We start from the raw sequence: 22,278 nt of genomic DNA, 5'->3' as shown, positions 1-22,278 counted from the left end.
AATGCCGGCCTGTCACGCCGGAGGTCGCGGGTTCGAGTCCCGTCCGGTCCGCCATATATCAAAAACCCTGTAGTCTGTCGTCTACAGGGTTTTTCTGTTTTAGCCCTACGTTTAAAGGGTTTTTGCCGGTTTTGCAAAACGGGCTTTTTCACTGTTTTTCCTCCTGTTCCTCTCTGTTTTTCTCTCTTCTTGGTTTTTTGGAGGAACCGGGGTGTCACTTCCTCCACTTTGTTTTTTCTTTTTAAAACAGTACTTTAGTTTAGTTTTTGGGCTGGAGGTCGTTTACGAGTTTGTTATTGATCACAAGGTAGCCACAGGGAGCTGGAACGCACAGACTAATATTGAATTAAGTACATAAACTCTAGATACAAAAATGAGAAATAAATTTCAAATTCTGCCAGAAGAACAGCCGCTGATTGAAGCTGCAATAAAGCTTGGCGATTGGCTTTGGCAACAGGAGTCAGTAACAAAACGGCAGAAACAATTCATAAAAGAGCTTCAATGTGCACTGAGTAATCTTCCAGATTCGACGCCAGACGTGTCTGGAGGTTATGGTTTCAGCGTATGTGATAATGAAGTCGCAACTTGGGATGGGGTAATGCCAGTACCGACCGGGTTATTTCGAGAGTGGTTTGTTTACTACCATTCAGGCGTTGAGAATGATGGAAGTATTGACTTACACCCTGCTGGATTTAACCCGCCCTGTCCGTGAGCTATTCACCACCAAACAACGCTTCACTCCAGAAGCCCGAAATATCAGCTTCAGTGAAACCCGGTTCGATATTGCCCCAAGTAATGTCCATCTTTCGTTTGCTGACTTGTAGCTATACATTTAAGTCGTCGTTTAATAACAATCCAATGCCATCTGCTCCAGCGTCGCCAAGTCAACCATTTCAAGTGCTGCCATATTGGTCGCAGCCAGGTAAACCGGCGGAGCGACACCTGCCTTATGAGCCTCTACCCAACGACTTACGCATAGACACCAGCGGTCACCGGCTTTCAGGCCGGGAAAGCCAAACGCAGGATTAGGTGTGATGAGGTCGTTACCTTTGGACAGGGAAAATTGCAGGAATTCATCGGTCATCCGGGCGCAGACTGTATGACTGCCAAAGTCCTCTGGACAGGTATGGCAATATCCGTTTCGAAAGAAGCCAGTCATTGGACTCTGACAACAAACCTCTAACTGCCTACCAAACACATTGAGCTGTTCAAACAGCAGTTCAAACATGTAAAACCCTCCCACGATAAACTCGTGGCCTACAGGATAGGAGAAAAACCATGTCTACGATGGATCGTAGTTTTTATCGGCGCAGGCAGCATCCATATTCAGCCTTACGACAACTCCGCATCTCTGTTGCCCATTGGCAATGTCAGCGAATTTAACTTCAGCTTTGGAGAAGATCGCAAAGAGTTGAAAAACTATATGGGCGGTGGTGGCTATCGTAATGTTATCAGTCGGGTGTCCGGCATTACTGTCAATCTGATAGCCCATGATTTCACTGCCAGCAACATCTCCCCGGCACTTCGAGGCAGTCTTACTGTGGCTTCGATCACGGCGGCGACTGATGCAGCGCAAAAAACCTATGGTGTGGCGGGTGAACTGATTCCTTTGCAGCGGTTACCTGATTTGAGTCAGGCTATCATGGTGAAAGACAGTCTGGATACCATACTGGTAGAAGGTAATGACTAGCAACTGATGAAATCTGGTATTCAGGTCATTGAAGGTGGGGGGTGTTGATGACCAGGGCATCAATGTCAGTTCACCCTACTCAAGGCTAATATGGTACAAGCACTCGTAGAGTCCGGGCGGGAGTTTACCTTGGTTATGGAAGGGTTGAATGATGCTCAGTAGGGGTTGCCCTTTAACATACGGGTACATCGAGTGAAGTTCTCTCCAGTACAGAATCTGGGCTTTATCTCTGATGACTCTGCCAGCATTCCTCTTCAACTGGATGTGCTGGCGAATACGGCGATTTCAGGATCTGGGCTGAGTTTGTTCATGCAACTTGATCTGGCGGGCTAGTCGCTAAAATTCACAGGTGTTCCTTTCCAATGGGAAATACAAAATCTGTGCATAAACGAGATGCATTTTTCTGTTTTGGTGCTAAAACGGTGCATATATGAACCAAGGAGAGAGTCTCATGCCCAGACAAAGCATCACGTTTACCGAGCCCAACGATAAGTGGCTCAAGGCTCAGGTTGACAGCAAAGAGTACAGTAGTAAAAGCGATGTCATTAATGACCTGATCAGACAAGCCCGATCCAGAAAAAGTGAACTCGAAGCGATCCGTGATGCACTGATCAAAGGAGAAAACAGTGGTATCAGCGAATTAACTCCTGAAGACATAGTGGCCCGGTACTTGAGCGAAAACGTAAAAATGGCGAGTTATAAGCTATCAAATGAAGCTGCTTTGGATATAGAACGCATCCTTGAGTTTGGCATTGATAACTTTGGCCTGGATCAGGCACTTCATTACCACGATAGCTTGTAGGCCCGTTTGACAGAATTAGTGAACTTTCCACTTCACTACCCGGCAGTGGAGCATATCCGCAAGGGATACCTTATGAGCGTTTACGGTTCTCACTCCATTTATTACCAAATTCAGGAAGATTATGTCCTGATTGTTCGGATTATGGGCAGACAGGATATCTCTGAAACATTTCAGGCGTAAGACGGCTATCAGTCTGCCAGATCTACACCCACCGGCTTTTCACGACACTGATGTCGCTCCTCAACTGTTTTAGTCGAGGTATAGGAGGATGCAGAAAGTTGGAGGGCGTTGTGTCTTTCAACAAGCGTAAAAACGGATTCTGGACGAGTGGTACAAACCATCGAGCTGGAAAGGCACTACTCACAGAATTAATGCTAAATGAGTAGTTACCGCCGTTAATGATTGTTTCATACTCGTTGTTAAAAGCTCAAAGCCATGTAAAATGGGCACCAGGTTATAAGTGCGTTTGATTCTTTATGTATAGATTTAGTGTTCCGAGCGTAGTGGCTCGTCCTGTTCTTCATAAGCGATAACAAAACTTCTAGCTCTACCGCCTTATCCGTGACATACACGGCAAGGTATTTTGCTTTAAAAAATCAGGATATGATTATGTCTACTACTACTGGTACTGTTAAGTGGTTCAATGAAGAGAAAGGTTTTGGTTTCATCGCTCAGGAGAATGGTCCTGACGTGTTTGCCCATTTCCGTCAGATCGTTGGCGACGGTTTCAAAACCCTGACTGAAGGCCAGCAGGTTGAATTTCGAGTGACCCAGGGCCAGAAAGGTCCTCAGGCAGAAGACATCCGTCCTCTGTAAAGATTGAGCTGCATATTATGTAGCTGATCTGCTTCACATGCCGTGAAGCTGAAAAGGCAATGCCGCGGGGTTTTGCCTTTTTTGCGTTTAAGGGAAGAGCAGAAGGAACAATCAAGGCCACCACTAACATCTGGCAACAGTTCAAATCACTGATCCCTGAAGGAAGCAAGGTGATAGCTACTATCACCTCACTCAATGGTAGTGGAACCAGTCAGGCAGAGCTAAGGGATGGTTCAATCATGACAGTGAAAGGTGAGTCTTTGGGAGTAGGGCAGAAGGCTTTTATTCAGAGGGGAGAGGTAAAGGGGGCTGCGCCGGATTTGGCGCAGTATGAAGCGTCCGTTTAACTGCGAATACCTCTACAAGCAGGAAATCTGCTGCACCCCCAGAATTGCTTACCTTTGTTGCTTCCCTCTTTCGCAGTGCGCTTTACCATGACAGAACCACATTGAGGAGAAAGTAGGAAAGTATTGCCAGTATCAGGTTGAACCACCAGGGGAGTGTGCTGAGGTCGTCCAGAAAAGATCGCTTACGGGTCATAACTGCTCAAGCCTTATTGTTGTTTTGTGGAAAGTTGTTTGTATTTTTTGCAGGCATCAGCTCGCTTTGCTTCCATAAACGGGTCGTTAGACATTTGACTTTCGAGAATCAATGCTGAGCAGTTTTGCTTTGCTTCAATCAGTTCAGTGTTATCTATTTTGGTTTTACTGGATGCGGGGGAGGAGGGCTGGATCATTGCGATGGTGGGTTTGAAGTTTGACGCAGCCTGACAGAACATTCTCACCATCGACTTTGCCTTATGGGCTTTATAGTTCTTGTGCTGGTGGGCCTGACAGATTTCAATAAATGCCGCTTTGGCCGCGAGAGTGCACTGAGAAAATTCAGTGATTTTCTGGTGCTTGTTCTGGCAGACGCTGCTATTTCGGATTCTCCATACCTGATGCTCAAAATAAATATCCTGTCCTTGGTGCTGGATAACCCGGCTCGTTATTTCAGCATTAGCATTTTCAATATAACTGTCAGTAATACTGCCTGACATTGCTGTAATGATTGTAGCCAGAGAGGTACTAATAATATCCATATTGCCTCACTTCATTGAGCCTGCGGCAAGAGGGAGCAGGCCTTGATTAAAGCCAAAGGGAGAGATTAACTCCCCAGCTCCTTAAGTGTTTTATTGTTTTCTGCCACCCAGGCGGTAAGACCATTCACGCTTCCACCTTTCACCAGAGAAGCAGCCGTGCTGGGGCTGCTGAATTCATAGTCTTCTGTGAAAACATAATAATCACCATCCAGTTTGATGATCGCTTTCTCAATCAGTCTGTCTCAATGCTTGAGAACGCCTGCTGAACAGGCCTTGTTGGGCACTTTGACGACTTGGGAGCCAGCAAAAACAGTGAAGCCATCCTCGGATCGTTTCCCTTCAGCCATCAAGCCTTTGCCTTTGCAAAAAAATATTTGATCAGCCGTATCATTTATCTTTGCCTTACCTTGGCTGGCCTGGGACGACTGGGTCATTACGGGAGCTGATAAATGATGAATACCCAGCACTGGCAGGAGTTGCAACACCCTGTCGAAAAAAACGTCCATCTCCGCGCGATCTGCTTCTGGCAGTGGTGATCCACTGGAGGCACTGTTCATCACAACCACTCGCTTGCTGTTGTATGCCTGTTGGATCAGCTTTCCTTCAATGTAACGAATATGGGCTTTGGTCAGGTTGTCGTCTTTGCTGACGAAGGCTGATGTATGAACCCAGTAGTCCTTGTTTTCATTTTTGGCGTGCTGCTTAAGACGACTGGAGACGTCCTCTGCTTCACCAATGTAGATCTCAGGCTCATTTGAATCTGCATCAATACCAGAGAGCAGATAAACGCCCGGACTTTTAAGTTCCGGGCGGCTCAGAAAGTCATCAAGATCACTGCGGGGGCCAGCAATGGCCTTGCCTGACCAGTTTGAGATCTCTGCGGTACGGAGGCCAGTCGGGCTGCCCTTGACGAGGAAGAGTTTTATTGTGGCTGGTTGCATAAACTTAATCGAGAGGTCATTTTAAACCGGTGATTTCAGGTTTTTGTTTGCCGGAGGTAACAATACCAAAAGTAAACAATTGGATTCTACTGTCATCAATCATGGTAGCACGTGATATGCCGTACAAGTGGTTGTTTGAGCAGAATTCTCAGCTACCAACTCCCAGAGCCTATACCCAGAAAAAAAGAGGTTAGCCCAAAAACAAAAAATAACCCAGTCAAAAGACAGTATTTGATGACATACCCAAAGGTCAGCTCCTGATCGGCAAGCCTGATGATGCCACCAATGATAAGTTTAAAGGCAAAGTAACCCCCAGAGAGAAAGAATCCCCAAGCGAGTAAATTGAACATCAATTCCAAATCCATAATAAAAATTCCTTACAGCAGCCAACGGTTATTTTTCTTCAATAACGCCACATATGATTTCTGAGAACAGATTCCCGTCCTGTTTCTTTCGATGGTTGTAAACAATATCAAGAGCGCTCATGCATAACTCCTTGCACACTGTTGCTTATTATTGATTTCTGTCTATCCAAGTAAAGTTATCCTGAATAAGCTTCCGCTCACCCGACCAGCGATAAGCCACCAGTCTTCCCCCAGGGCGTGCAACGCTGTAGTCAACACAGGCAACCTGGTCACTCATTGGCCTGGGCTGTCCACTCATCCAGTAATGTCCTACAAATAACGGTACTGTATCCGTGTAGCGATAACTTTGTTCGGGCAGTGGAGTGTTGGGCAATTCTGCCTGACCTGTCCCGATGGTTGCATTTGACCAATGAGTCGCTTGTTCATCCCACCAGCGAATGCGGGCAGCGGTTCGCAGATTTCCTTTTTTATCTCTGAAACTAACGTCTGGTGGTAGTTCCAGCTCTACCCCTTTCAATAGGTACTCTATTGCATGGTAGAGCGGGTGTGATTTATCAGAAGCTGGAACATAAGCATCCGGTGTCAGGCAGTTATTTTCATCGAGAAAGGGGGCGACAATAGGAAAGCTGGTGTGATGCCATACTGCATGGATGATTCTCAATTCTCCCAGATCCAGAAACAGTGGCAGTGTCTTAAACCAGCTTATAGCCTCCTGATGTATGCTGGATTGAAATGGAAACTCAGCAATAAACTCCGCATGATCCCTGATGTTCTTCTCATTATGTGGGCGGAGGAAATCGCCAGCACCATCCGATATCGAATAACAGATGGCATTAAACTCATGGTTGCCCATCACAGCAAGAGCAGTTTCCTGCTCGATCATTGAACGACAAATGTCAATGGTTTTACGGTGTTGCCCCTGCCCATCTACAAAGTCCCCAACAAAAATGGCTTTCCGTTCAGGGTGGCGATATGCCGATTTACGTCGTTCATAACCAAGCTTGAGCAGTAAGGCTTCCAGCTCATCAGCTCGACCATGAATATCTCCAATAATGTCGTACATTCTTATTCTCATTGCATAGCGGAGGAGTGAGAAGGTTATCAGATTCAGTCTGATGAGAGAAAAGAGATCAACTGGTCATGATCCAGACTGTGATGCCAGCCAGGAAGATGGTCATCAATAAACTGTTCAACAAGCTCCCTTGACTGCATGTCTTGTTGGGTTTCGTTGTCACGAATAGCTTTCAGTGATTGCTGATACTGTTTTTGATCCTGCAGACCAGCTTTAAACTGTTGTCTTAGCTCTGACGTTTTCGCTGACAATTCCTTCTGGTTGGCTTTGTGTTGCCGCAGTTTTGAGAGAACACGCTTGAACTCTGTTGTAAGTAAATCGCGTTTTTCAGCCAGCAGCTTAAGATCATTATAAAGTTCTGTAAGCAGCTCAGAAGCGACCTGCTCTCCGATTACCAGGTAATTGCGACTGGCCCTGGCAAAGGTGGCCACATTGCGACCAGTCCTGTATCCAGAGAAGGGGGATGTTATTTCTACTGTTAAACCAGATCGGGAGAGGTCGGAGATTATACCTGAGACTGACTGACCATCAATGGTCAAAGAGATGTGCTTATTCATTTTTTTTCCTGTTTAGCGAGATTTATTAAGCGCCTGCAAGTGGGACTCAATTGGCGCTGACCGTTCAGGCTAATACATTATCCATGATCCAATCCTCTTGTATCTATTCTGATCAGTAAGTCGGCGAGTGCTGGTGAGGTTAATACTGGTATGGCATAGTCGTTCCAAACAGAGATAAACCCCACTTAAAGGGGGTTTAAGGGGTAAAGGAATGGGTATGGACACTGCCTGCCAAGCCAGTCTTGATGCGGCTGAGAGTGTTTTGCTGTATCTCGAGGAGATAAGAAAGAGAAAAAGTTATTTAACTCTACATGAGTGGCTTTTTTTGGCTTTGGCTGAGAAGACGAAAGAGTTGGCAACAGCAGAAATTGCCAGTGAAGACCTTTTGTTTGATCCAGAAGATCTTGTCGAATGGCTTAAGCAACATTCAGAGAAGAATCGACAGCTGCCACGTACCCTGATAGTACAGAATATCCTCCTGAATATCCGGGGCCAGACAGGTCAAGCGAATGCACTTTGAGACCCTGGCCTTGTCCACCTTCTCCTTCTCAGCCAGCTTCTTGATGCTGGCGAACTTTTGCCGTGTAAGCATCTTTAGCCAGCGGTGTCCCTGAATCAGAGCTATTTGTATCTGCTTCACTTCTGGCGGGTCGATAGCTCCAGCCGGGGTCTCGATGGTGGTCTTGCCTCCCCTTTGATTCATTCGAATCGGCAGAGTGACTTTGATCAGGTTTTCCTGTTCCAGAAACTCAACGCTTTCTTCGCCATTTTTAAATAGGTAAGCCATGGTCTTCGATCTCCGGTGATTGTGGGGATAGTTCCGATACCACTGAATCAATCCCATTGGGTTTGAAAAGAATGGTTAGTGTCGTAGTTGTCAGATCAATACGGTGTACCAATAGCTCAATCAGACGACGTTTTTCTTGGGTAAAGAGTTCCTCCCAGATAGTTGAAAGGTCACTCAGGACTTGGCGAACCCTGTCAATGTTGATCTGTGGTTCGATCCTTTCCACTTTTTCCCATACCTGCAACAAAAGTTCTGGGCTGGCCAGCTGTCGTTGTGTGCTCCCCAGCACCAGCTTTTCCAGTACAGAGGCCGACAGGGGTGGCAGTGGGCTGTTTGAGTAGCCTTTGGACTGGGCAGAGTAACTGACGTAATAACGAAAAAATTTGCCATTTTTCTTTCGTGTGCTGGTGGCCGAGAGGGAGTGACCATCGGCTCCATAAGCAGGCCCTTCAGGAAGGAGGTGTTCTTTCTCAATCGGGACCGGCGTGAGCGCTGGATGGACTCAATATCAAAGGCTGCCACTACTCTGGCCCAGAGGTTCTTTGAAATGATCGAAGTATGTTCCCCCGGAAACCATTCACCCTTGTTGCCAATTTCGCCGATGTAGATCCGGTTTCTTAGAATGCGGTACACAGCGTTTTTGGCAAAAGAGATGCTGCCACAGATACCTCCATTTTTTAAAGGTATCTGTTTGGTTGTATAGCCCTTGGCATTGAGCATCTCACAGATTGCTATGATCGAGCGGGTGGCAGCAAAATGCTCGAAAATCAATCGAACGACAGTGGGCTTTTTATCGGGGGAAGATCACTCGCTCTATTCGCCACTCTTGCTGTAAGTGTTATGCAATTCCCTGTATTAATTGTCAGTGAGTTGTAATCTTTCGATTGTCGATCCAGGTGAACGCTGTACTATTTTAAAGATTAGAATGGAAACGTGATGGAATTCCTGATTACCAGCATGAAGAAAAAGAAATAGGAAGTGCCTCAGAGAATCAAGAGATAAGGTCGTGTCAAAGCCTGCTTCTTGGTAAATTCCATGCATTTGTATTGCTGGCAACGAAGCTAATGTATTGGGCAAAGCGTTTATGTGCAACATAATGAATGGGTTATTCTCTGTATAAAAGGCAATAAATACTTGATTGTTTTGCGAGACTGAATTTATCAAAGTATCTAAAGAGTTATCAAAGATTGGTTGTTCTGTCGTAATTTCTGGAGGCCAAATTCCACAAAAACCTAGCTCTTCACAAAGTTTAACTAACATCTGACCACTAGTAAGCTGCTTGTTTCTGGAAAGACTAGTCCAAGTCGCAGCGAAGCTCCTTAATAAGTGATAATAGGAACCACTAATGAAATTCAGCTCAGAATGTCTCCGCCGGGTCACTCCGAAATCCTTAAGCAGTGTTTCCAGTGTATTTATCAGCTTAGCGATTGGCGTTTGAAAATGGTATGCTGCCATAGCCCGATTAGGCTCACTATTTTGGCTAGTCGCATCAGGGTTTAATTTTGAAGTAGTAGAAGCTAAAGCCAATTGCTGAGATTGCGGGATTTGCGGCATTTGCGAGATTTGCGGCATTTGCGAGATTTGTGGCATTTGCGAGATTTGCGGCATTTGCGGCATTTGCGGTATTTGCGGTATTTGCGAGATTGATGGTATTTGCGGTATTTGCGGTATTTGCGAGATTGATGGTATTTGCGAGATTTGTGGCATTTTCGGTTGAGCGTTTTTTTGGCTCAGATATGGAATTATTGGCAATGTATGCAGAACTGGAAAACCTGACCCTTTACAAGAAAAACTATAATCAGGTGTTTGAATATTTAACTCTAAATTGCCGGCAGGATAAGCCATTCTCCTCTGAACAAACAGAGGACAGAATGGATTTGTGCATCCATATTGGAACATAACAAAACTCATTGGATTAGCACAATGGGGGCAGTTTGAAGCGATGGCCTCAATAGAACAAAAAAACAGGACAAAAATAACACATTCAATGTACTTTAGCTTGACAACGATGTCCATAAACATGAAGCTCTTTGATTGATGTTTCCATATATTAGCACCTGAATTTTCCCATAAGGGGCATTTTAGGTTTTGCCCCTTCAACAGCACATAACAAAAAATTCTGAGGACCTCGCTGACGCTTTGTCTCTGATTTTGGCTATGGGCAAAGCAATTTTCGGGCAATATAACAAAAAAAACTCCACACCCTTTTTTTTCGACTAGAATCTTCTGTGCTTTTGGTTTTTTAGTGAGGTCAATGTCATGGATACAACTGTCTCAAAAAAGTCATACCTGACAAAAGTCGTTCAACTGATGAGTCATTACCAAAGCAGTTCTCTTTCCTCCGAGCAAAGGCTAAATAGGAGTCTGGCGCTTGGTTACTTGCAGGAATATGCCAATGCAGGAGTGTATGCATCAGATGATAATCAGGAAAGAACTCCCATATTTAAAAATGGGAAAGGGGTATATTGTGCTTTAGGTTATCTTTTGGTTAAAACAGGATATAAAGAATTTGCTGATGAAATTGCAAATAGTAACAATTACATTGATATAGAAGAAATCGAAAATTTCAATTCATCTGACATCGGTAAATGGTCTTTTCAATACGGTATAGATCGTAGTGAGGCGGTTATCATTCAAAGATATTCTCCAAGGCGTGGTGAGTAAAAATTCTTAATGTGTATTGGAGAGGTGTTGTGTCTTTTATCCATAGTTATGATCTTTCGCAGCTTTTTGCTTACTTGTTAGGTATATGTACAAATAGGTGTGTTGCACATTACATTGCTTGGGTTATATGAACTACGGCTACTCTAATTGCTTTTTTGCTCAACTTTCAGATTGCGGTGGCGTAGGTTTCAGGCCTGCGCTCTCCTCTTTCTTCGTATCGTTTGTGATAACCTTAGTTGGATATATCATATAAAGAGAAAGAGTATTGAATTAACATGCATCGAGAAAATTGCTATTCTGATTGTAGCTCTTTCCGTGCTGATCTATTTATTAGCAAAAGCTCTGCCCCTTTCGCTCATTAGTGCCCGTCCGAAAACCCTCGGACCTCCCCCCCCCCCTTAATTCAGAAGCCTCAAGCCCAATATAATTCTCGAAGATTTTCCAGAACCGGAATTTCTCAATTTGTGCGCCAAACCATCAATCCCCAAATGCTGTTGGGCGAGCTAGATATCTCTGTCATCACTTTCGACGCTAAATTACGAGATGATATACCCCGATTGCTCCGGACTTTAAAGTATGTACGGACAGACATAGAGCTACTCAATCAGGTTTCCAGTGCTCGACACCATGACCACCACTGATCAAAATAATGGCCGTCCCGCTATGGAATTTTGGAAAATACTAGTGCCTGGTACACTTCGGCTGGTGAGGAATTGCGATTATGACTGCCTGAGAGAGCCGACCAATGAACATGGTGCCCTGAGGCAAATGCTTGGCCAGAGACTGTATAGATAACCGTGTTTATATCTATCTTAATAGCAGTAATGGGTTGAGGATAGGCGAAATGAACAAGCAGCAGCTTGAAGCTTTCGATAGCGAGGCAGCCAAGTCAATCAAGACCGAAGATGATTTAAACGACTGCCGACAAATGCTCTCCAAGGTGACTATTTGAGGGGCTGCGGTACAGTAATGTACCGCGCTACCCGGCCCTTAGAGCAGTATCCGGCTCCTTACCTGCCTTATGGGCGCTCAGGCAGATTTGTTGCTTTCTAATAGAGTCATTATTCAGAATTGATACTGCCAATGGAGAAAGTTTTACCGTGACTATTGATGCACAGCTCAACATCATGCTCCGAAGACTTTTCTTCTGCCATCTCAATGAGTTGATAGAAGACATTACGATGAACCAGAGCATCGAGCTGAGCCCTGACCCTAATGTAGGGTGAAGGCTCTCCCGTCGACGGATCGATGTTGACCCACAAAGGATGCTCCTGATCCAAAGTCACTTTATCACCCACATTAGTAGTAAAAGTGAGACCGTCGTCTTTCTTTTCAACGGATACAGCTACAAACGGAGCGTCTTCCACCTGAATTCTGACCTTCTCTACCGGGGTTACCAGGTAAAAGCAGTCATCGTCGTCATGCCTGAGGATCGTAGAAAACAGTCTAACCATCGACTCTCTGGCTATGGGTGATCCCATATAGAGCCAATTACCGTTTCGACAGATTTTCATGTCTATATCCCCACAAAAATCTGGATTCCACGAATGAACAGGAGGCAAACCCTGCTGTTTTTGGAGAGGTTTCATGCTCTCAGCCAACCTTCCGGGTGATATGGATTGATCACTCATAACTCGGCCCCTCTGCCTGTTGTCATTGTTCTGTTGAAATATCAGCACTCAGATGAAACATGGATGCAACAAAGTCATTATATCGTCTGAATGAGGATACCGTCTGATTTATCTCTGCCGAACAATGGATGAACCCCGTTATGGACAGCGAGCAGGATAAAGACCAAAAGTCACCACAATCTTACCAGGAATATGGCTGATGCTACTATTTATGGTATGCACTCAAGTTGTGAAGAAGTGCTTTGTTGAAGACCGACAGGGAAAAATAATGCAGCTCTTCAAATCACTGGCTGGCCTACTGACTCAATGGCTTATGCAGCAGCCTGAAGACAATAACTGCCCTCTTTGTGATTTCGAAAGAATCCGACACGAACTCAGGCCCTGTGATGTGGTGCTCGTTGAAGGAGAATCTCGAGTCAGCAATGTCATCAAACAGATTACCCAGAGCCCCTGGTCCCATGCCATGCTTTATATCGGTCGATTGCATGATATAGAAGATGAACGTGTTCGACAGACCGTTAAAGAATCTTACGATGGCTCTCCAGATGACCAGCTCATTATTGAGAGTGAGCTTGGATTTGGGACAGTGGTACATCCTCTAAGCCGGTATGAAGGTCAACATCTGAGAATCTGTCGACCCAATGGACTGAACTACTCCGACAGTCAGCAGGTCATTCATTATGCTGTTAGCCGTTTAGGTCTCGACTACAATGTCCGCCACATATTGGATCTGGCTCGCTTTTTCTTTCCCTATTCCATCATGCCCAGGCGCTGGCGTTCCACTTTATTTCAACATTCTCCCGGAGATGAAACTAAAACAGTTTGCTCGAGCATGATAGCGGAGGCGTTCAGTTTTATTCACTTCCCGATTCTGCCTCTTGTGAAGATGACCGGAGAGAAAGGTGTCCAGCTGTTTCAGCGTAACCCCAAGCTCTGCACCCCCAGTGATTTTGACTACTCTCCCTATTTCCAGATCATTAAATATCCTTTCCTGGATTATACCCACCACTCGGATTATAAACTGCTTCCCTGGCATGGCCATGGTGCTCTCGAAGGTCAGGAAGGTCAGCTTTATATCACCCCTGACAAGGTGAAAGAATTACAGCAAATGGGGTTAAGTGGCGGTTCAGGCTCAGAAAATCTCGGCAACAAAAACACTTTGAACTGAAACTTAACGGTTAAACTGACGGATATAAAATCAATCGAGTGTAATAAAAAACCTGATTATTCTGAATTGATCTTACAGCTCAGTGGACGCATGAAGATTCTGCACCATAATTAGTCCTACTGATCCGATCGACTTCCCCCTACGATCAATCAGTCTAGGTCAGTAATTGACCTCGATACTTGCATTGTGTACCTATGTTTCACTCCTAATGGTCTTAACCCGTGCACTCTTCCCCCAGAGGCACGGGTTTCTTTTTTCCCGTCTCTGATGGTGCAGAGCTCATTCTATAAGGGGTTTTGTAAGTCCTGCGATTCGATCGATACTTTTGATATCTGCTTATAGACGGTCAAGAAACTTGCAAATTACTTGTAACGGATCTTTTGCATGTTTTGCCTGCTTCCCCCTCTGTAGGGTCAGTTTCGTAAAGAATCTTGACACAAAAGGGAGAGTGGATACTCGCCAGAAGGTATAGCTGCAAGCTTATTAACTCAAGCTGAATGATTCCCGCCTTTGAGGCTGTTGCAAAAGTGGCTAGCAAAGCTGAGAAAAGGCAAAAAGTGGCGAAAAAGCCCGGTTCACAGCGAGTAGATGAGCATTTTGAGTCATTTTTTAACACCGTATCAGGGAAACGCAGGACTTTTGGGACATTCTCTTTCGCGGGAATGACGACCTCCTGCTCTTCAGTGTCGCATAGGCTTAAAGACTCTATGGGCGCCCCGAATAACCCAATGTGAAACATTAACTGAGCACCTGATTCAGACTTGTAATGCTCTTTGTGCAGCTAGCATGCCCCTGGCTCCCCCAGTTGCAAAGATCATCATAAAGCTCATCAAGAATAATGGAGCGCAGTCCCGCAGATTTACAGTCGCAGCAGAACGTGGCCGCAATGAGCAGCCGCTGTTGATAGTGTCAGGGCGTGGAATAGTCTTTATACCGACGATAGTTAAAGATATGCGGGTTTTCACCACACTGACTACCGAATGTCTCTACGACTTTGACGGTAGGTGTGTAAGCGCTTTAAAATCAAGCGCTTACACGCTAGCAAGGCGACTCTCGTCGCACTCACATGTTCGGGTAGTTGGGGCCACCGGTGCCTTCCGGAGCAACCCAGTTAATGTTCTGGGCCGGATCCTTGATGTCGCAGGTTTTACAATGAACACAGTTCTGACTGTTGATCTGGAAGCGCTGCTCGCCAGATGTTTCGTCTTCGACAATTTCATAAACGCCAGCCGGACAGTAACGCTGAGCAGGCTCGTCGTATTTAGGCAGGTTATCTCTCAGAGGAATCGAAGCATCGGCCAGTTTCAGGTGGCAGGGCTGATCTTCTTCATGGTTAGTGTTGGACAGGAACACAGAACTCAGACGATCAAAGCTTATGACACCATCCGGTTTTGGATAATCAATCTTTCTACTATCAATCGCTGGCTTGAGTGTTGCGTAGTCGGGTGTTTTATCATGCAGGGTAAATGGCAGCTTGCCACCAAAAATATTTTGGTCGATAAACGCAAAGCCCGCTCCTATGAAGTTACCCCACTTATGCATGGCCGGACCAAAGTTTCTCTGTGCCTGCAACTCATCGCCCAGCCAGGAGCTTTCAAAAGCTTTTGTGTAAGAAGTGAGGTCTTCGCCGCCTTCGGAGCCACTGCTAATTGACTTGAAGACTTCCTCGGCTGCCAACATGCCGGACTTCATAGCTGTGTGAGAACCCTTGATTTTGGCACCGTTCATGGTGCCTGCATCACAACCGATCAGAAGGCCGCCGGCAAAGGTCATTTTTGGTAAGGACTGAGGGCCGCCTTTGGCAAGAGCGCGGGCACCATAAGACACCCGTTTACCACCTTCAAGGAATTTCTTGATGGTTGGGCTCTGCTTGTAACGCTGGAACTCTTCAAAAGGACTGACGTGAGGGTTGGAGTAACTCAGGTCGGTAATCAGGCCCAGTACGACCTGGTTGTTTTCAATGTGGTAAAGGAAGCCGCCGCCAGTTGAGCCGCTATCAGTCAGAGGCCAACCAGCAGTGTGCACGACCAGACCTTCAGAGTGGTTCTCTGGAGTGACATCCCACAGCTCTTTGATACCAATGCCATAATGTTGTGGGTCTTTACCTTCGTCCAGATTGAAACGGCTGATGATTTCTTTACCCAGTTGACCACGACAGCCTTCTGAGAAAAGGGTGTATTTGGCGTGCAGTTCCATACCAGGCATGTAACTGTCTTTTTTCTCGCCATTGGCAGAGATACCCATGTCACCAGTCGCAACCCCTTTCACACTGCCATCTTCATTGAACAGGATTTCGTTGGCAGCAAAGCCGGGGAATACTTCCACACCCAGGCTCTCAGCCTGTTCAGCCAGCCAGCGACAGAGGTTGCCCAGACTGATGATGAAATTACCTTCGTTGTGCATCGTCTTGGGTACAAAGGCACCCGGCACTTTCATGGCCTTTTCCTGGGAGCTTAACCAGTAGATATCGTCGGAAACGACAGCGGTATTCAGTGGTGCCCCTTTTTCTTTCCAGTCGGGAAACAGTTCATTCAGGGCAGTAGGTTCGAAGACGGCGCCAGACAGGATGTGTGCTCCTACCTCTGATCCTTTCTCAACGACGCAGACAGAGAGTTCTTGACCTGCTTCCTGTGACAGTTGCATAAGACGACATGCAGCAGACAAACCGGATGGTCCAGCGCCCACAATTACCACGTCAAATGGCATAGACTCGCGTTCCAAGATGGATCCCCTCCCTCACCGGGTTATCACATGGTGATTTTCATACAATGTTCTTTGTGTCTGATGACACTCCAACTTTCCGGTTAACCTTTCCGGGCTGTCATAGTCAGAAAAATCTCCTGGCATGAAAATCAAACAGTTGTTTGAATTTTTTTCTGCATTATACTGGCTCTAACACAAATAACCAGTGTTCGCTGTGTCAGGGCTCGCTCGGCTGGCAGAGTGCCATTTGCCATCCTGCCAGTGAAGAGTCTCTGACTACATGTGGAAGATGTCATAATGTTTGGGTGTTCTAATAAAAGGCTCTGGTCAGACACATAGTTCATTAGAGCTGTCGGATTTGCATCAATCTTGAACATAGGTTTGAACCCTTATTGACGTGCTGTTAGACTGCCCACACAGCAGCGATGTGAAACAATGATAACAATTGATGCTCCGCGCGATGTTTTCGGAGATTTCATACCCTGCCTCACAACCAAGTATCCAGTCATAGTATAAATAAGGAAGGCTGCGAACCCATGAAAATACTTGTAGCCGTTAAGAGAGTCATCGACTATAACGTCAAGGTTCGTGTAAAAGCGGACCATAGTGATGTCGATCTCACGAACGTCAAAATGGCCATCAATCCTTTCTGTGAAATTGCTGTTGAAGAAGCGGTAAGACTGAAGGAAAAGGGTGTTGCCACTGAAATCGTTGTTGTTTCACTCGGGACCAAAGAGTGTCAGGAGCAGATACGTACCGCTCTTGCTCTGGGTGCTGATCGCGGTATTCAGGTAGAAACCGATGAAAACCCCGGTTCTCTGTCTGTTGCCAAACTGCTCAAAGCCATTGTTGATGAAGAAAAACCAGATCTGGTGATTCTGGGTAAACAGTCCATCGACAGTGATAACAACCAAACCGGTCAGATGTTGGCGGCATTATCGGGTCTGCCTCAGGGTACTTTCGCTTCTGAAGTGACTATAGAAGATGGCAAAGCCTCTGTCACTCGCGAAGTCGACGGTGGTCTGCAGACAGTTTCCCTGTCACTGCCCGCTATCGTGACGACAGACCTGCGCTTGAATGAGCCTCGTTATGCTTCTCTGCCCAATATCATGAAGGCCAAGCGTAAACCTCTCGACGTCAAAACACCTGCAGATCTGGGGGTTGAGGTGGCTTCTTCCCTGAACACTCTGAAAGTTGAGCCACCTGCGGAGCGCAGTGCCGGCATCCGTGTGGGCAGCGTTGATGAACTGATCGAAAAACTGAAAACAGAAGCGAAGGTAATCTAATGGCTATTCTCGTAGTTGCAGAGCATGACAATGCAGCCCTGGGCGCGGCCACTCTGAATACGGTAGCGGCTGCCCGTCAAATAGGCGATGATGTTCATGTATTAGTCGCTGGATCCGGTTGTGGTTCTGTTGCCGAAGCAGCATCAGCCGTTGAAGGTGTCAGCAAGGTTATGGTTGTGGACAATGCCGCCTATGAGCACCAGTTGGCAGAAAACGTCAGTCTGCTGGTTGCTGAACTGGGCAAAGGCTATGGCCATATTCTGAGTGCTGCCAGCACCAGTGGCAAAAACTATATGCCCCGTGTCGCTGCTTTGCTGGATGTTGAGCAAATCTCTGACATCATACGTGTCGACAGTGCTGACACTTTTGCCCGTCCGATCTACGCCGGTAATGCCATTGCAACGGTTCAAAGCAGTGCGTCTGTGAAAGTTGTCACCGTTCGCGGTACTGGTTTTGATCCCGTGGCGGCTAATGGTGGTAGTGCACCTGTTGAGCAGCTGGACATCGCTCATGACGCAGGTATATCTTCCTTTGTCAGTGAAGAGATGGCGAAGTCTGATCGTCCAGAACTGGGTGCTGCAAAAATTGTAGTATCCGGTGGTCGTGGTATGGGTAACGGAGAAAACTTCGAGATCCTTTACAAACTGGCTGACAAACTCGGTGCTGCGGTAGGTGCTTCTCGTGCAGCAGTAGATGCAGGTTTTGTACCTAATGACATGCAGGTTGGACAGACTGGTAAAATTGTTGCTCCTAACCTGTACGTTGCTATTGGTATTTCCGGTGCGATCCAGCATTTGGCAGGTATGAAAGACTCTAAGGTCATTGTTGCCATCAACAAAGACGAAGAAGCGCCTATCTTCCAGGTAGCCGACTATGGTCTGGTAGCGGATCTGTTTGAAGCTGTACCGGAACTGGAAAGCAAGCTCTAATTTTGGCCTGTAGTATTCTGCTAGTCCAAACATATTGGTAGTAGGATAAGCCTGTTGTACGATATTACTCGTGCTCAGGCTTTTTTCTGAGTGTGGTGACATTGGAGTGGTTTACCATCAGGGAAATGAGAGATGGATTAGGAACATAACAACTATAAAGATGCAGGTTGGAGTATGTCATGATTCGCGTACTGATTGCTGACGATCATGATCTGGTGAGAACGGGCTTGTCCCGCATGCTTTCCGATGTAGAGGGACTGGTCATCGTCGGTGAGGCCAGTAGCGGGGAAGAGGCCGTTGAAAAGTGTCGTAGCCTCAAGCCCCAGGTGGTACTGATGGATGTCCGAATGCCGGGGATTGGTGGTCTGGAGGCCACACGTAAGATCAGTCGGTCATTCCCAGAGATTCAGGTCATTGCTGTCACCGTCTGCAATGATGAGCTGTATCCTGCCAAACTGATGGAAGCCGGTGCAGCTGGGTACGTCACCAAAGGCATCAGTATCGATGAGATGGTTACCACCATCAGGGCGGTGGTCGTTGGCAAACGCTACATCAGTCCTGATATTGCTCAGCAAATGGCGTTGAAGTCCTTACATCCTTCCTCAGGTTCCCCCTTTGAAAAACTGTCCAGTAGGGAAATGCAGATATGCCTGATGATAGTCAGTTGTGAAAAGGTGCAGGCCATTTCGGACAAACTCTGTCTGAGTACTAAAACGGTGAACAGTTACCGCTACCGTATTTTTGAGAAGCTGCAAATAAACAGTGATGTGGAATTAACACATTTGGCGATTCGGTACCGGCTGATTGAAGTAGGGCAGGATGCTGCTTCAGTCTGATCAACGACAGGTCATGAGCTGAAGTTGTAGGTCTGTGGTCTTGTTTGTCAGTATACTGTCCGAAATTAATCGACAGTATTTGTATTCCATGACAGGCTCAATGGCTAAAGGTGAAGAAAAAGAACGTTTCGATCACAAGGCTTTTCTAAAACAGGCGCCCAGACAGCCGGGTGTCTACGACATGCGGGACAATCTTGGGAATACCCTTTATATCGGGAAAGCAAAAAATCTTAAAAATCGTCTGTCCAGCTACTTTCGTCCTACTGGTCTGACCACCAAAACCATGGCGCTGGTGAGCAAGATCCACAGTATAGAGGTAACCATTACCAACTCCGAGTTGGAGGCCTTGCTGCTGGAACAAAACCTCATCAAAGACCGGAGACCGCCCTACAATATCCTTCTCAGGGACGATAAGTCCTACCCCTTTATTTATCTCTCTGTGGAAGATGAGTATCCTCGTATTGTCTATCAGAGAGGTCGAAGTAAAAGCAAGAAAGGCTTGTTTTTTGGTCCTTATCCCAGTGGTGGTGCCGTGCGGGAAAGTTTGAATCTGCTGCAAAAGGTGTTCAAGGTCAGACAATGTGAGAACAGTTATTTCCGTAATAGAAGTCGTCCCTGTCTCCAGCATCAGATCCAACGCTGTAAGGCTCCCTGCGTCAATCTGGTCAGCTCGGAAGAATATCAGCAAGATGTGCAGGATACTCGCCAATTTCTGGAAGGAAAGAGTCAGCAGCTCATCCGTAAACTGATCAAAAGAATGGAGAGCGAGTCCGAAGCACTGAGGTTTGAAGAAGCCGCTGAAATCAGGGATCAGATCAGCCAGCTCAGGCAAGTTCAGGAACAACAGTCGGTCAATCGCAGTACCGGTGATGCGGACATAGTCGGTTACTGCAACCAAATGGGTAAGGTCTGCTTTGCGGTGCTGTTTGTTCGTAATGGTCAGTTATTGGGGCACAAGAGCTATTTTCCGAATTTCAGGCTGGACCATCAGCCAGAAGATCACCTTTCAGAATTTCTGGCCCAGTTTTATATCAAGCTTGCCAATAGTCGAAATTTTCCCTCCGAGATTATCCTGCCTATTGTCGTGGAAGATCACGAGGTACTTGAACAGGGAATCAGTCAGTTGTCGGGTAAAAGTGTCAAAATCAAGCATCGGGTCAGGGGCGAACGACAGGATTGGTTGAAGCTGGCAGATAAAAATGCACAGACGAGCCTTCAGTCTGAGTTGGCTGGTAAAACCCATCAACGCAAGCGCACAGAGCAATTGGGTAGGCTGCTGAAGCTGAAAGAACCGTTAACCCGGTTTGAATGCTTTGATATCAGTCATACCATGGGTGAGGCAACGGTTGCCTCCTGTGTTGTGTTTAATCAGGAAGGGCCCGACAAAAGCCAGTATCGGCGTTTCAACATAACAGGTATTGAGCCTGGTGATGATTATGCCGCCATGAAGAAAGCCTTGCATAAGCGTTATAAAAGCCTGACCGGGCAGCCTGAGAATACACCGGATCTGATATTGATTGATGGCGGTAAGGGGCAGTTGAGCATGGCAGAGGACGTCATGTACGAGTTATCTCTCCAGCATATTCCTTTATTGGGTGTCGCCAAAGGGGTTTCCAGAAAACCAGGTCTTGAGACACTGATTTATAAGGGCAAGGAGCTGCCCGCATTGGAAAAAGATGGCGCTCTGCTGCTGATTCAACATATACGGGACGAAGCGCACAGGTTTGCCATTACCGGCCACCGACAAAAGCGCAGTGTTGCCAGAAAACGATCAACTCTGGAAGATATTCCGGGAGTTGGAGCCAGGCGTCGCTCGGCATTGCTCAAGTTCTTTGGGGGGCGTCATGGCGTAATGAACGCGTCGTTAGATGAGCTGGCAAAAGTCGAGGGTATCAGCCAGAAGCTGGCAGAACAGATACATGCTCATTTGCATGGATCGTAGATTCGGGTTTGTACTATTTCTCTCGACTGTGTAACTTATGGGATTGTAAATATTTTCAACGACGGTCTGTAGGTCTGTCTGCACCAGAACTTTGGGTTGCATGAGTACTCTGGTAGAAAGACCTCAGCAAAGTTACACATCATGGTTATTTATCTGTTGCTATGAATATTCCGAATATTCTAACGATGCTTCGCATTGTTCTGGTTCCTTTTCTGGTCTTGATTTTCTACCTGCCCATTGAAATGCGTTACACTCTCTGCGCTGCCATCTTTGCAGTCGCTGCTGCGACTGACTGGTTTGATGGTTATTTGGCCAGACGCTGGAACCAGACCACCCCCTTCGGTGCTTTTTTTGATCCGGTGGCAGACAAAATCATGGTAGCAACAGCATTATGCCTGTTGGTCGAAGAGTTCAGGGCAGCCTGGATGACCATACCCGCTACGATCATTATTGGCCGGGAAATTGTTATTTCTGCCCTGCGTGAATGGATGGCTGAGATAGGTAAGCGAACCAGTGTAGCGGTGAATATGATCGGCAAACTAAAAACGGCCGGACAAATGATGGCCATTACCCTGTTACTCTTTGCCCCTGTGCCTCTGGAATCCATGATCGGGTATCTTGGTCTGGCAATGCTTTACATCTCTGCCATCCTGACACTGTGGTCTATGTATGTGTACCTTCGAGCCGCATGGCCTGATCTGACACCATTCTCTAAGGCTGAAAGCTAATTCATTACTCTAATCTATTGACAGCAGACGAAATATTCTTAAACTACGCAACATCTTCGACGGACGCGAAGCTCTCGGGCTTCATGCACTGACGAACATGGATGCCGGGCCGGTATAGCTCAGTTAGCAGAACAGAGCCTGAACAGGGTTGGGGGCATCTCAATGTTAAAGAGTGAGTCTCGCTTTCCGCTTCGGACTTTGAAGAAGTCCTAAATTATCTTCACCGCGGGAATAGCTCAGTTGGTAGAGCACAACCTTGCCAAGGTTGGGGTCGCGAGTT

29 protein-coding genes are annotated in these 22,278 nt (G+C 46.4%); 15 read left to right on the top strand and 14 right to left on the bottom strand.

The window, feature by feature from the left end:
- Window positions 1-659 precede the first annotated feature (659 nt).
- Complete coding sequence (locus KDK16_RS06745; protein WP_257275290.1) at window positions 660-824, top strand: hypothetical protein; 165 nt, start codon at window positions 660-662, stop codon at window positions 822-824.
- Between the two features lie 20 nt (window positions 825-844).
- Here KDK16_RS06745 and KDK16_RS06740 read toward each other — a convergent pair whose 3' ends face one another.
- Complete coding sequence (locus tag KDK16_RS06740) at window positions 845-1,228, bottom strand: DUF2237 family protein (RefSeq protein WP_257275289.1); 384 nt, start codon at window positions 1,226-1,228, stop codon at window positions 845-847.
- Window positions 1,229-1,252: 24 nt separating this feature from the next.
- On the opposite strand from KDK16_RS06740, the gene KDK16_RS06735 reads away from it, so the two are divergent.
- From KDK16_RS06735 to KDK16_RS06710, 6 genes are all read left to right on the top strand, one after another.
- Window positions 1,253-1,690 (top strand): hypothetical protein, encoded by a 438-nt coding sequence (locus tag KDK16_RS06735; protein ID WP_257275288.1) that lies wholly within the window; start codon window positions 1,253-1,255, stop codon window positions 1,688-1,690.
- Window positions 1,691-1,882: 192 nt separating this feature from the next.
- On the top strand, window positions 1,883-2,023 hold the full coding sequence (locus KDK16_RS06730) for a hypothetical protein (protein ID WP_257275287.1): 141 nt from the start codon (window positions 1,883-1,885) through the stop codon (window positions 2,021-2,023).
- A 118-nt stretch (window positions 2,024-2,141) separates the two neighbouring features.
- Window positions 2,142-2,492, top strand: coding sequence for a type II toxin-antitoxin system ParD family antitoxin (locus KDK16_RS06725; RefSeq protein ID WP_257275286.1), 351 nt, complete (start codon window positions 2,142-2,144; stop codon window positions 2,490-2,492).
- A 6-nt stretch (window positions 2,493-2,498) separates the two neighbouring features.
- Window positions 2,499-2,672: a type II toxin-antitoxin system RelE/ParE family toxin gene (locus KDK16_RS06720; RefSeq protein ID WP_368736476.1), complete on the top strand. Its 174-nt coding sequence runs from the start codon at window positions 2,499-2,501 to the stop codon at window positions 2,670-2,672.
- A 429-nt stretch (window positions 2,673-3,101) separates the two neighbouring features.
- Complete coding sequence (locus tag KDK16_RS06715) at window positions 3,102-3,308, top strand: cold-shock protein (protein WP_257275284.1); 207 nt, start codon at window positions 3,102-3,104, stop codon at window positions 3,306-3,308.
- Between the two features lie 59 nt (window positions 3,309-3,367).
- Window positions 3,368-3,655 (top strand): hypothetical protein, encoded by a 288-nt coding sequence (locus tag KDK16_RS06710; protein WP_257275283.1) that lies wholly within the window; start codon window positions 3,368-3,370, stop codon window positions 3,653-3,655.
- Here the strand turns inward: KDK16_RS06710 and KDK16_RS06705 are convergent.
- The 11 genes from KDK16_RS06705 to KDK16_RS06665 all read right to left on the bottom strand — a co-directional run bounded on the left by KDK16_RS06705 (window position 3,652) and on the right by KDK16_RS06665 (window position 10,127).
- Entirely contained in the window at window positions 3,652-3,801 is a 150-nt protein-coding gene (locus KDK16_RS06705; RefSeq protein WP_257275282.1) for a topoisomerase DNA-binding C4 zinc finger domain-containing protein, read from the bottom strand. The genes KDK16_RS06710 and KDK16_RS06705 overlap by 4 nt on opposite strands.
- A gap of 60 nt (window positions 3,802-3,861) precedes the next feature.
- Window positions 3,862-4,389 (bottom strand): hypothetical protein, encoded by a 528-nt coding sequence (locus KDK16_RS06700; protein WP_257275281.1) that lies wholly within the window; start codon window positions 4,387-4,389, stop codon window positions 3,862-3,864.
- 65 nt (window positions 4,390-4,454) lie between these two features.
- On the bottom strand, window positions 4,455-4,622 hold the full coding sequence (locus KDK16_RS13540; RefSeq protein ID WP_373690663.1) for a DUF4357 domain-containing protein: 168 nt from the start codon (window positions 4,620-4,622) through the stop codon (window positions 4,455-4,457).
- Window positions 4,623-4,631: 9 nt separating this feature from the next.
- The gene (locus KDK16_RS06695; RefSeq protein WP_257275280.1) at window positions 4,632-5,330 is read right to left on the bottom strand and encodes a GIY-YIG nuclease family protein; all 699 of its coding nucleotides are present in this window, start codon (window positions 5,328-5,330) and stop codon (window positions 4,632-4,634) included.
- 152 nt (window positions 5,331-5,482) lie between these two features.
- A complete protein-coding gene (locus tag KDK16_RS06690; protein WP_257275279.1) occupies window positions 5,483-5,695 on the bottom strand; it encodes a hypothetical protein in 213 nt (70 codons plus the stop codon).
- Between the two features lie 148 nt (window positions 5,696-5,843).
- Window positions 5,844-6,758: a metallophosphoesterase gene (locus tag KDK16_RS06685; protein WP_257275278.1), complete on the bottom strand. Its 915-nt coding sequence runs from the start codon at window positions 6,756-6,758 to the stop codon at window positions 5,844-5,846.
- 44 nt (window positions 6,759-6,802) lie between these two features.
- Complete coding sequence (locus KDK16_RS06680) at window positions 6,803-7,324, bottom strand: hypothetical protein (protein WP_257275277.1); 522 nt, start codon at window positions 7,322-7,324, stop codon at window positions 6,803-6,805.
- Window positions 7,325-7,751: 427 nt separating this feature from the next.
- Window positions 7,752-8,111 carry a hypothetical protein gene (locus KDK16_RS06675; RefSeq protein ID WP_257275276.1) on the bottom strand — a complete coding sequence of 120 codons (360 nt, stop codon included), beginning with the start codon at window positions 8,109-8,111 and terminating at the stop codon, window positions 7,752-7,754.
- A complete protein-coding gene (locus KDK16_RS06670; RefSeq protein ID WP_257275275.1) occupies window positions 8,095-8,400 on the bottom strand; it encodes a hypothetical protein in 306 nt (101 codons plus the stop codon). The genes KDK16_RS06675 and KDK16_RS06670 overlap by 17 nt, the downstream gene beginning before the upstream one ends.
- The gene (locus KDK16_RS13535) at window positions 8,286-8,882 is read right to left on the bottom strand and encodes a recombinase family protein (protein WP_373690941.1); all 597 of its coding nucleotides are present in this window, start codon (window positions 8,880-8,882) and stop codon (window positions 8,286-8,288) included. Before KDK16_RS13535 ends, KDK16_RS06670 begins: the two co-directional genes overlap by 115 nt.
- 84 nt (window positions 8,883-8,966) lie before the next feature.
- Window positions 8,967-10,127, bottom strand: coding sequence for a hypothetical protein (locus KDK16_RS06665; protein ID WP_257275274.1), 1,161 nt, complete (start codon window positions 10,125-10,127; stop codon window positions 8,967-8,969).
- 243 nt (window positions 10,128-10,370) lie between these two features.
- On the opposite strand from KDK16_RS06665, the gene KDK16_RS06660 reads away from it, so the two are divergent.
- Together KDK16_RS06660 and KDK16_RS06655 are read left to right on the top strand one after the other, a co-directional pair.
- Window positions 10,371-10,775 carry a hypothetical protein gene (locus KDK16_RS06660; protein WP_257275273.1) on the top strand — a complete coding sequence of 135 codons (405 nt, stop codon included), beginning with the start codon at window positions 10,371-10,373 and terminating at the stop codon, window positions 10,773-10,775.
- Between the two features lie 772 nt (window positions 10,776-11,547).
- The gene (locus tag KDK16_RS06655; protein WP_257275272.1) at window positions 11,548-11,727 is read left to right on the top strand and encodes a hypothetical protein; all 180 of its coding nucleotides are present in this window, start codon (window positions 11,548-11,550) and stop codon (window positions 11,725-11,727) included.
- Window positions 11,728-11,836: 109 nt separating this feature from the next.
- On the opposite strand, the gene KDK16_RS06650 is transcribed toward KDK16_RS06655, so the two are convergent.
- Entirely contained in the window at window positions 11,837-12,406 is a 570-nt protein-coding gene (locus KDK16_RS06650; protein ID WP_257275271.1) for a DUF1285 domain-containing protein, read from the bottom strand.
- A gap of 268 nt (window positions 12,407-12,674) precedes the next feature.
- On the opposite strand from KDK16_RS06650, the gene KDK16_RS06645 reads away from it, so the two are divergent.
- A complete protein-coding gene (locus KDK16_RS06645) occupies window positions 12,675-13,574 on the top strand; it encodes a YiiX/YebB-like N1pC/P60 family cysteine hydrolase (RefSeq protein WP_257275270.1) in 900 nt (299 codons plus the stop codon).
- 1,062 nt (window positions 13,575-14,636) lie between these two features.
- Here KDK16_RS06645 and KDK16_RS06640 read toward each other — a convergent pair.
- Complete coding sequence (locus KDK16_RS06640; RefSeq protein ID WP_257275267.1) at window positions 14,637-16,295, bottom strand: electron transfer flavoprotein-ubiquinone oxidoreductase; 1,659 nt, start codon at window positions 16,293-16,295, stop codon at window positions 14,637-14,639.
- A gap of 518 nt (window positions 16,296-16,813) precedes the next feature.
- Between KDK16_RS06640 and KDK16_RS06635 the strand changes: the two genes are divergently transcribed.
- The 5 genes from KDK16_RS06635 (at window position 16,814) to pgsA (ending at window position 21,998) form a co-directional block, all read left to right on the top strand.
- Window positions 16,814-17,563, top strand: a complete 750-nt coding sequence (locus tag KDK16_RS06635) for an electron transfer flavoprotein subunit beta/FixA family protein (RefSeq protein ID WP_257275263.1) — start codon at window positions 16,814-16,816, stop codon at window positions 17,561-17,563.
- Window positions 17,563-18,492: an electron transfer flavoprotein subunit alpha/FixB family protein gene (locus KDK16_RS06630; RefSeq protein WP_257275262.1), complete on the top strand. Its 930-nt coding sequence runs from the start codon at window positions 17,563-17,565 to the stop codon at window positions 18,490-18,492. The genes KDK16_RS06635 and KDK16_RS06630 overlap by 1 nt, the downstream gene beginning before the upstream one ends.
- Window positions 18,493-18,671: 179 nt before the next feature.
- On the top strand, window positions 18,672-19,328 hold the full coding sequence (uvrY, locus tag KDK16_RS06625) for a UvrY/SirA/GacA family response regulator transcription factor (RefSeq protein ID WP_257275259.1): 657 nt from the start codon (window positions 18,672-18,674) through the stop codon (window positions 19,326-19,328).
- A 100-nt stretch (window positions 19,329-19,428) separates the two neighbouring features.
- Complete coding sequence (gene uvrC / locus KDK16_RS06620; protein WP_257275257.1) at window positions 19,429-21,270, top strand: excinuclease ABC subunit UvrC; 1,842 nt, start codon at window positions 19,429-19,431, stop codon at window positions 21,268-21,270.
- A gap of 161 nt (window positions 21,271-21,431) precedes the next feature.
- Window positions 21,432-21,998 carry a CDP-diacylglycerol--glycerol-3-phosphate 3-phosphatidyltransferase gene (gene pgsA, locus KDK16_RS06615; protein ID WP_257275256.1) on the top strand — a complete coding sequence of 189 codons (567 nt, stop codon included), beginning with the start codon at window positions 21,432-21,434 and terminating at the stop codon, window positions 21,996-21,998.
- Window positions 21,999-22,278 lie beyond the last annotated feature (280 nt).

The sequence above is a fragment of the Endozoicomonas sp. SESOKO4 genome, assembly GCF_024606275.1.
This window is presented reverse-complemented; position numbering and strand designations above follow the sequence as displayed.

Excerpts from the sequence above, each read along its gene's own strand:
- KDK16_RS06745 (WP_257275290.1), top strand. The coding sequence starts at position 660 with ATGATGGAAGTATTGACTTACACCCTGCTGGATTTAACCCGCCCTGTC.
- KDK16_RS06740 (WP_257275289.1), bottom strand. The coding sequence starts at position 1,228 with ATGTTTGAACTGCTGTTTGAACAGCTCAATGTGTTTGGTAGGCAGTTA.
- KDK16_RS06725 (WP_257275286.1), top strand. The coding sequence starts at position 2,142 with ATGCCCAGACAAAGCATCACGTTTACCGAGCCCAACGATAAGTGGCTC.
- KDK16_RS06715 (WP_257275284.1), top strand. The coding sequence starts at position 3,102 with ATGTCTACTACTACTGGTACTGTTAAGTGGTTCAATGAAGAGAAAGGT.
- KDK16_RS06710 (WP_257275283.1), top strand. The coding sequence starts at position 3,368 with ATGCCGCGGGGTTTTGCCTTTTTTGCGTTTAAGGGAAGAGCAGAAGGA.
- KDK16_RS06700 (WP_257275281.1), bottom strand. The coding sequence starts at position 4,389 with ATGGATATTATTAGTACCTCTCTGGCTACAATCATTACAGCAATGTCA.
- KDK16_RS06695 (WP_257275280.1), bottom strand. The coding sequence starts at position 5,330 with ATGCAACCAGCCACAATAAAACTCTTCCTCGTCAAGGGCAGCCCGACT.
- KDK16_RS06690 (WP_257275279.1), bottom strand. The coding sequence starts at position 5,695 with ATGGATTTGGAATTGATGTTCAATTTACTCGCTTGGGGATTCTTTCTC.
- KDK16_RS06685 (WP_257275278.1), bottom strand. The coding sequence starts at position 6,758 with ATGTACGACATTATTGGAGATATTCATGGTCGAGCTGATGAGCTGGAA.
- KDK16_RS06680 (WP_257275277.1), bottom strand. The coding sequence starts at position 7,324 with ATGAATAAGCACATCTCTTTGACCATTGATGGTCAGTCAGTCTCAGGT.
- KDK16_RS06675 (WP_257275276.1), bottom strand. The coding sequence starts at position 8,111 with ATGGCTTACCTATTTAAAAATGGCGAAGAAAGCGTTGAGTTTCTGGAA.
- KDK16_RS06665 (WP_257275274.1), bottom strand. The coding sequence starts at position 10,127 with ATGGACATCGTTGTCAAGCTAAAGTACATTGAATGTGTTATTTTTGTC.
- KDK16_RS06660 (WP_257275273.1), top strand. The coding sequence starts at position 10,371 with ATGGATACAACTGTCTCAAAAAAGTCATACCTGACAAAAGTCGTTCAA.
- KDK16_RS06650 (WP_257275271.1), bottom strand. The coding sequence starts at position 12,406 with ATGAGTGATCAATCCATATCACCCGGAAGGTTGGCTGAGAGCATGAAA.
- KDK16_RS06645 (WP_257275270.1), top strand. The coding sequence starts at position 12,675 with ATGCAGCTCTTCAAATCACTGGCTGGCCTACTGACTCAATGGCTTATG.
- KDK16_RS06635 (WP_257275263.1), top strand. The coding sequence starts at position 16,814 with ATGAAAATACTTGTAGCCGTTAAGAGAGTCATCGACTATAACGTCAAG.
- KDK16_RS06630 (WP_257275262.1), top strand. The coding sequence starts at position 17,563 with ATGGCTATTCTCGTAGTTGCAGAGCATGACAATGCAGCCCTGGGCGCG.
- uvrY (WP_257275259.1), top strand. The coding sequence starts at position 18,672 with ATGATTCGCGTACTGATTGCTGACGATCATGATCTGGTGAGAACGGGC.
- uvrC (WP_257275257.1), top strand. The coding sequence starts at position 19,429 with ATGGCTAAAGGTGAAGAAAAAGAACGTTTCGATCACAAGGCTTTTCTA.
- pgsA (WP_257275256.1), top strand. The coding sequence starts at position 21,432 with ATGAATATTCCGAATATTCTAACGATGCTTCGCATTGTTCTGGTTCCT.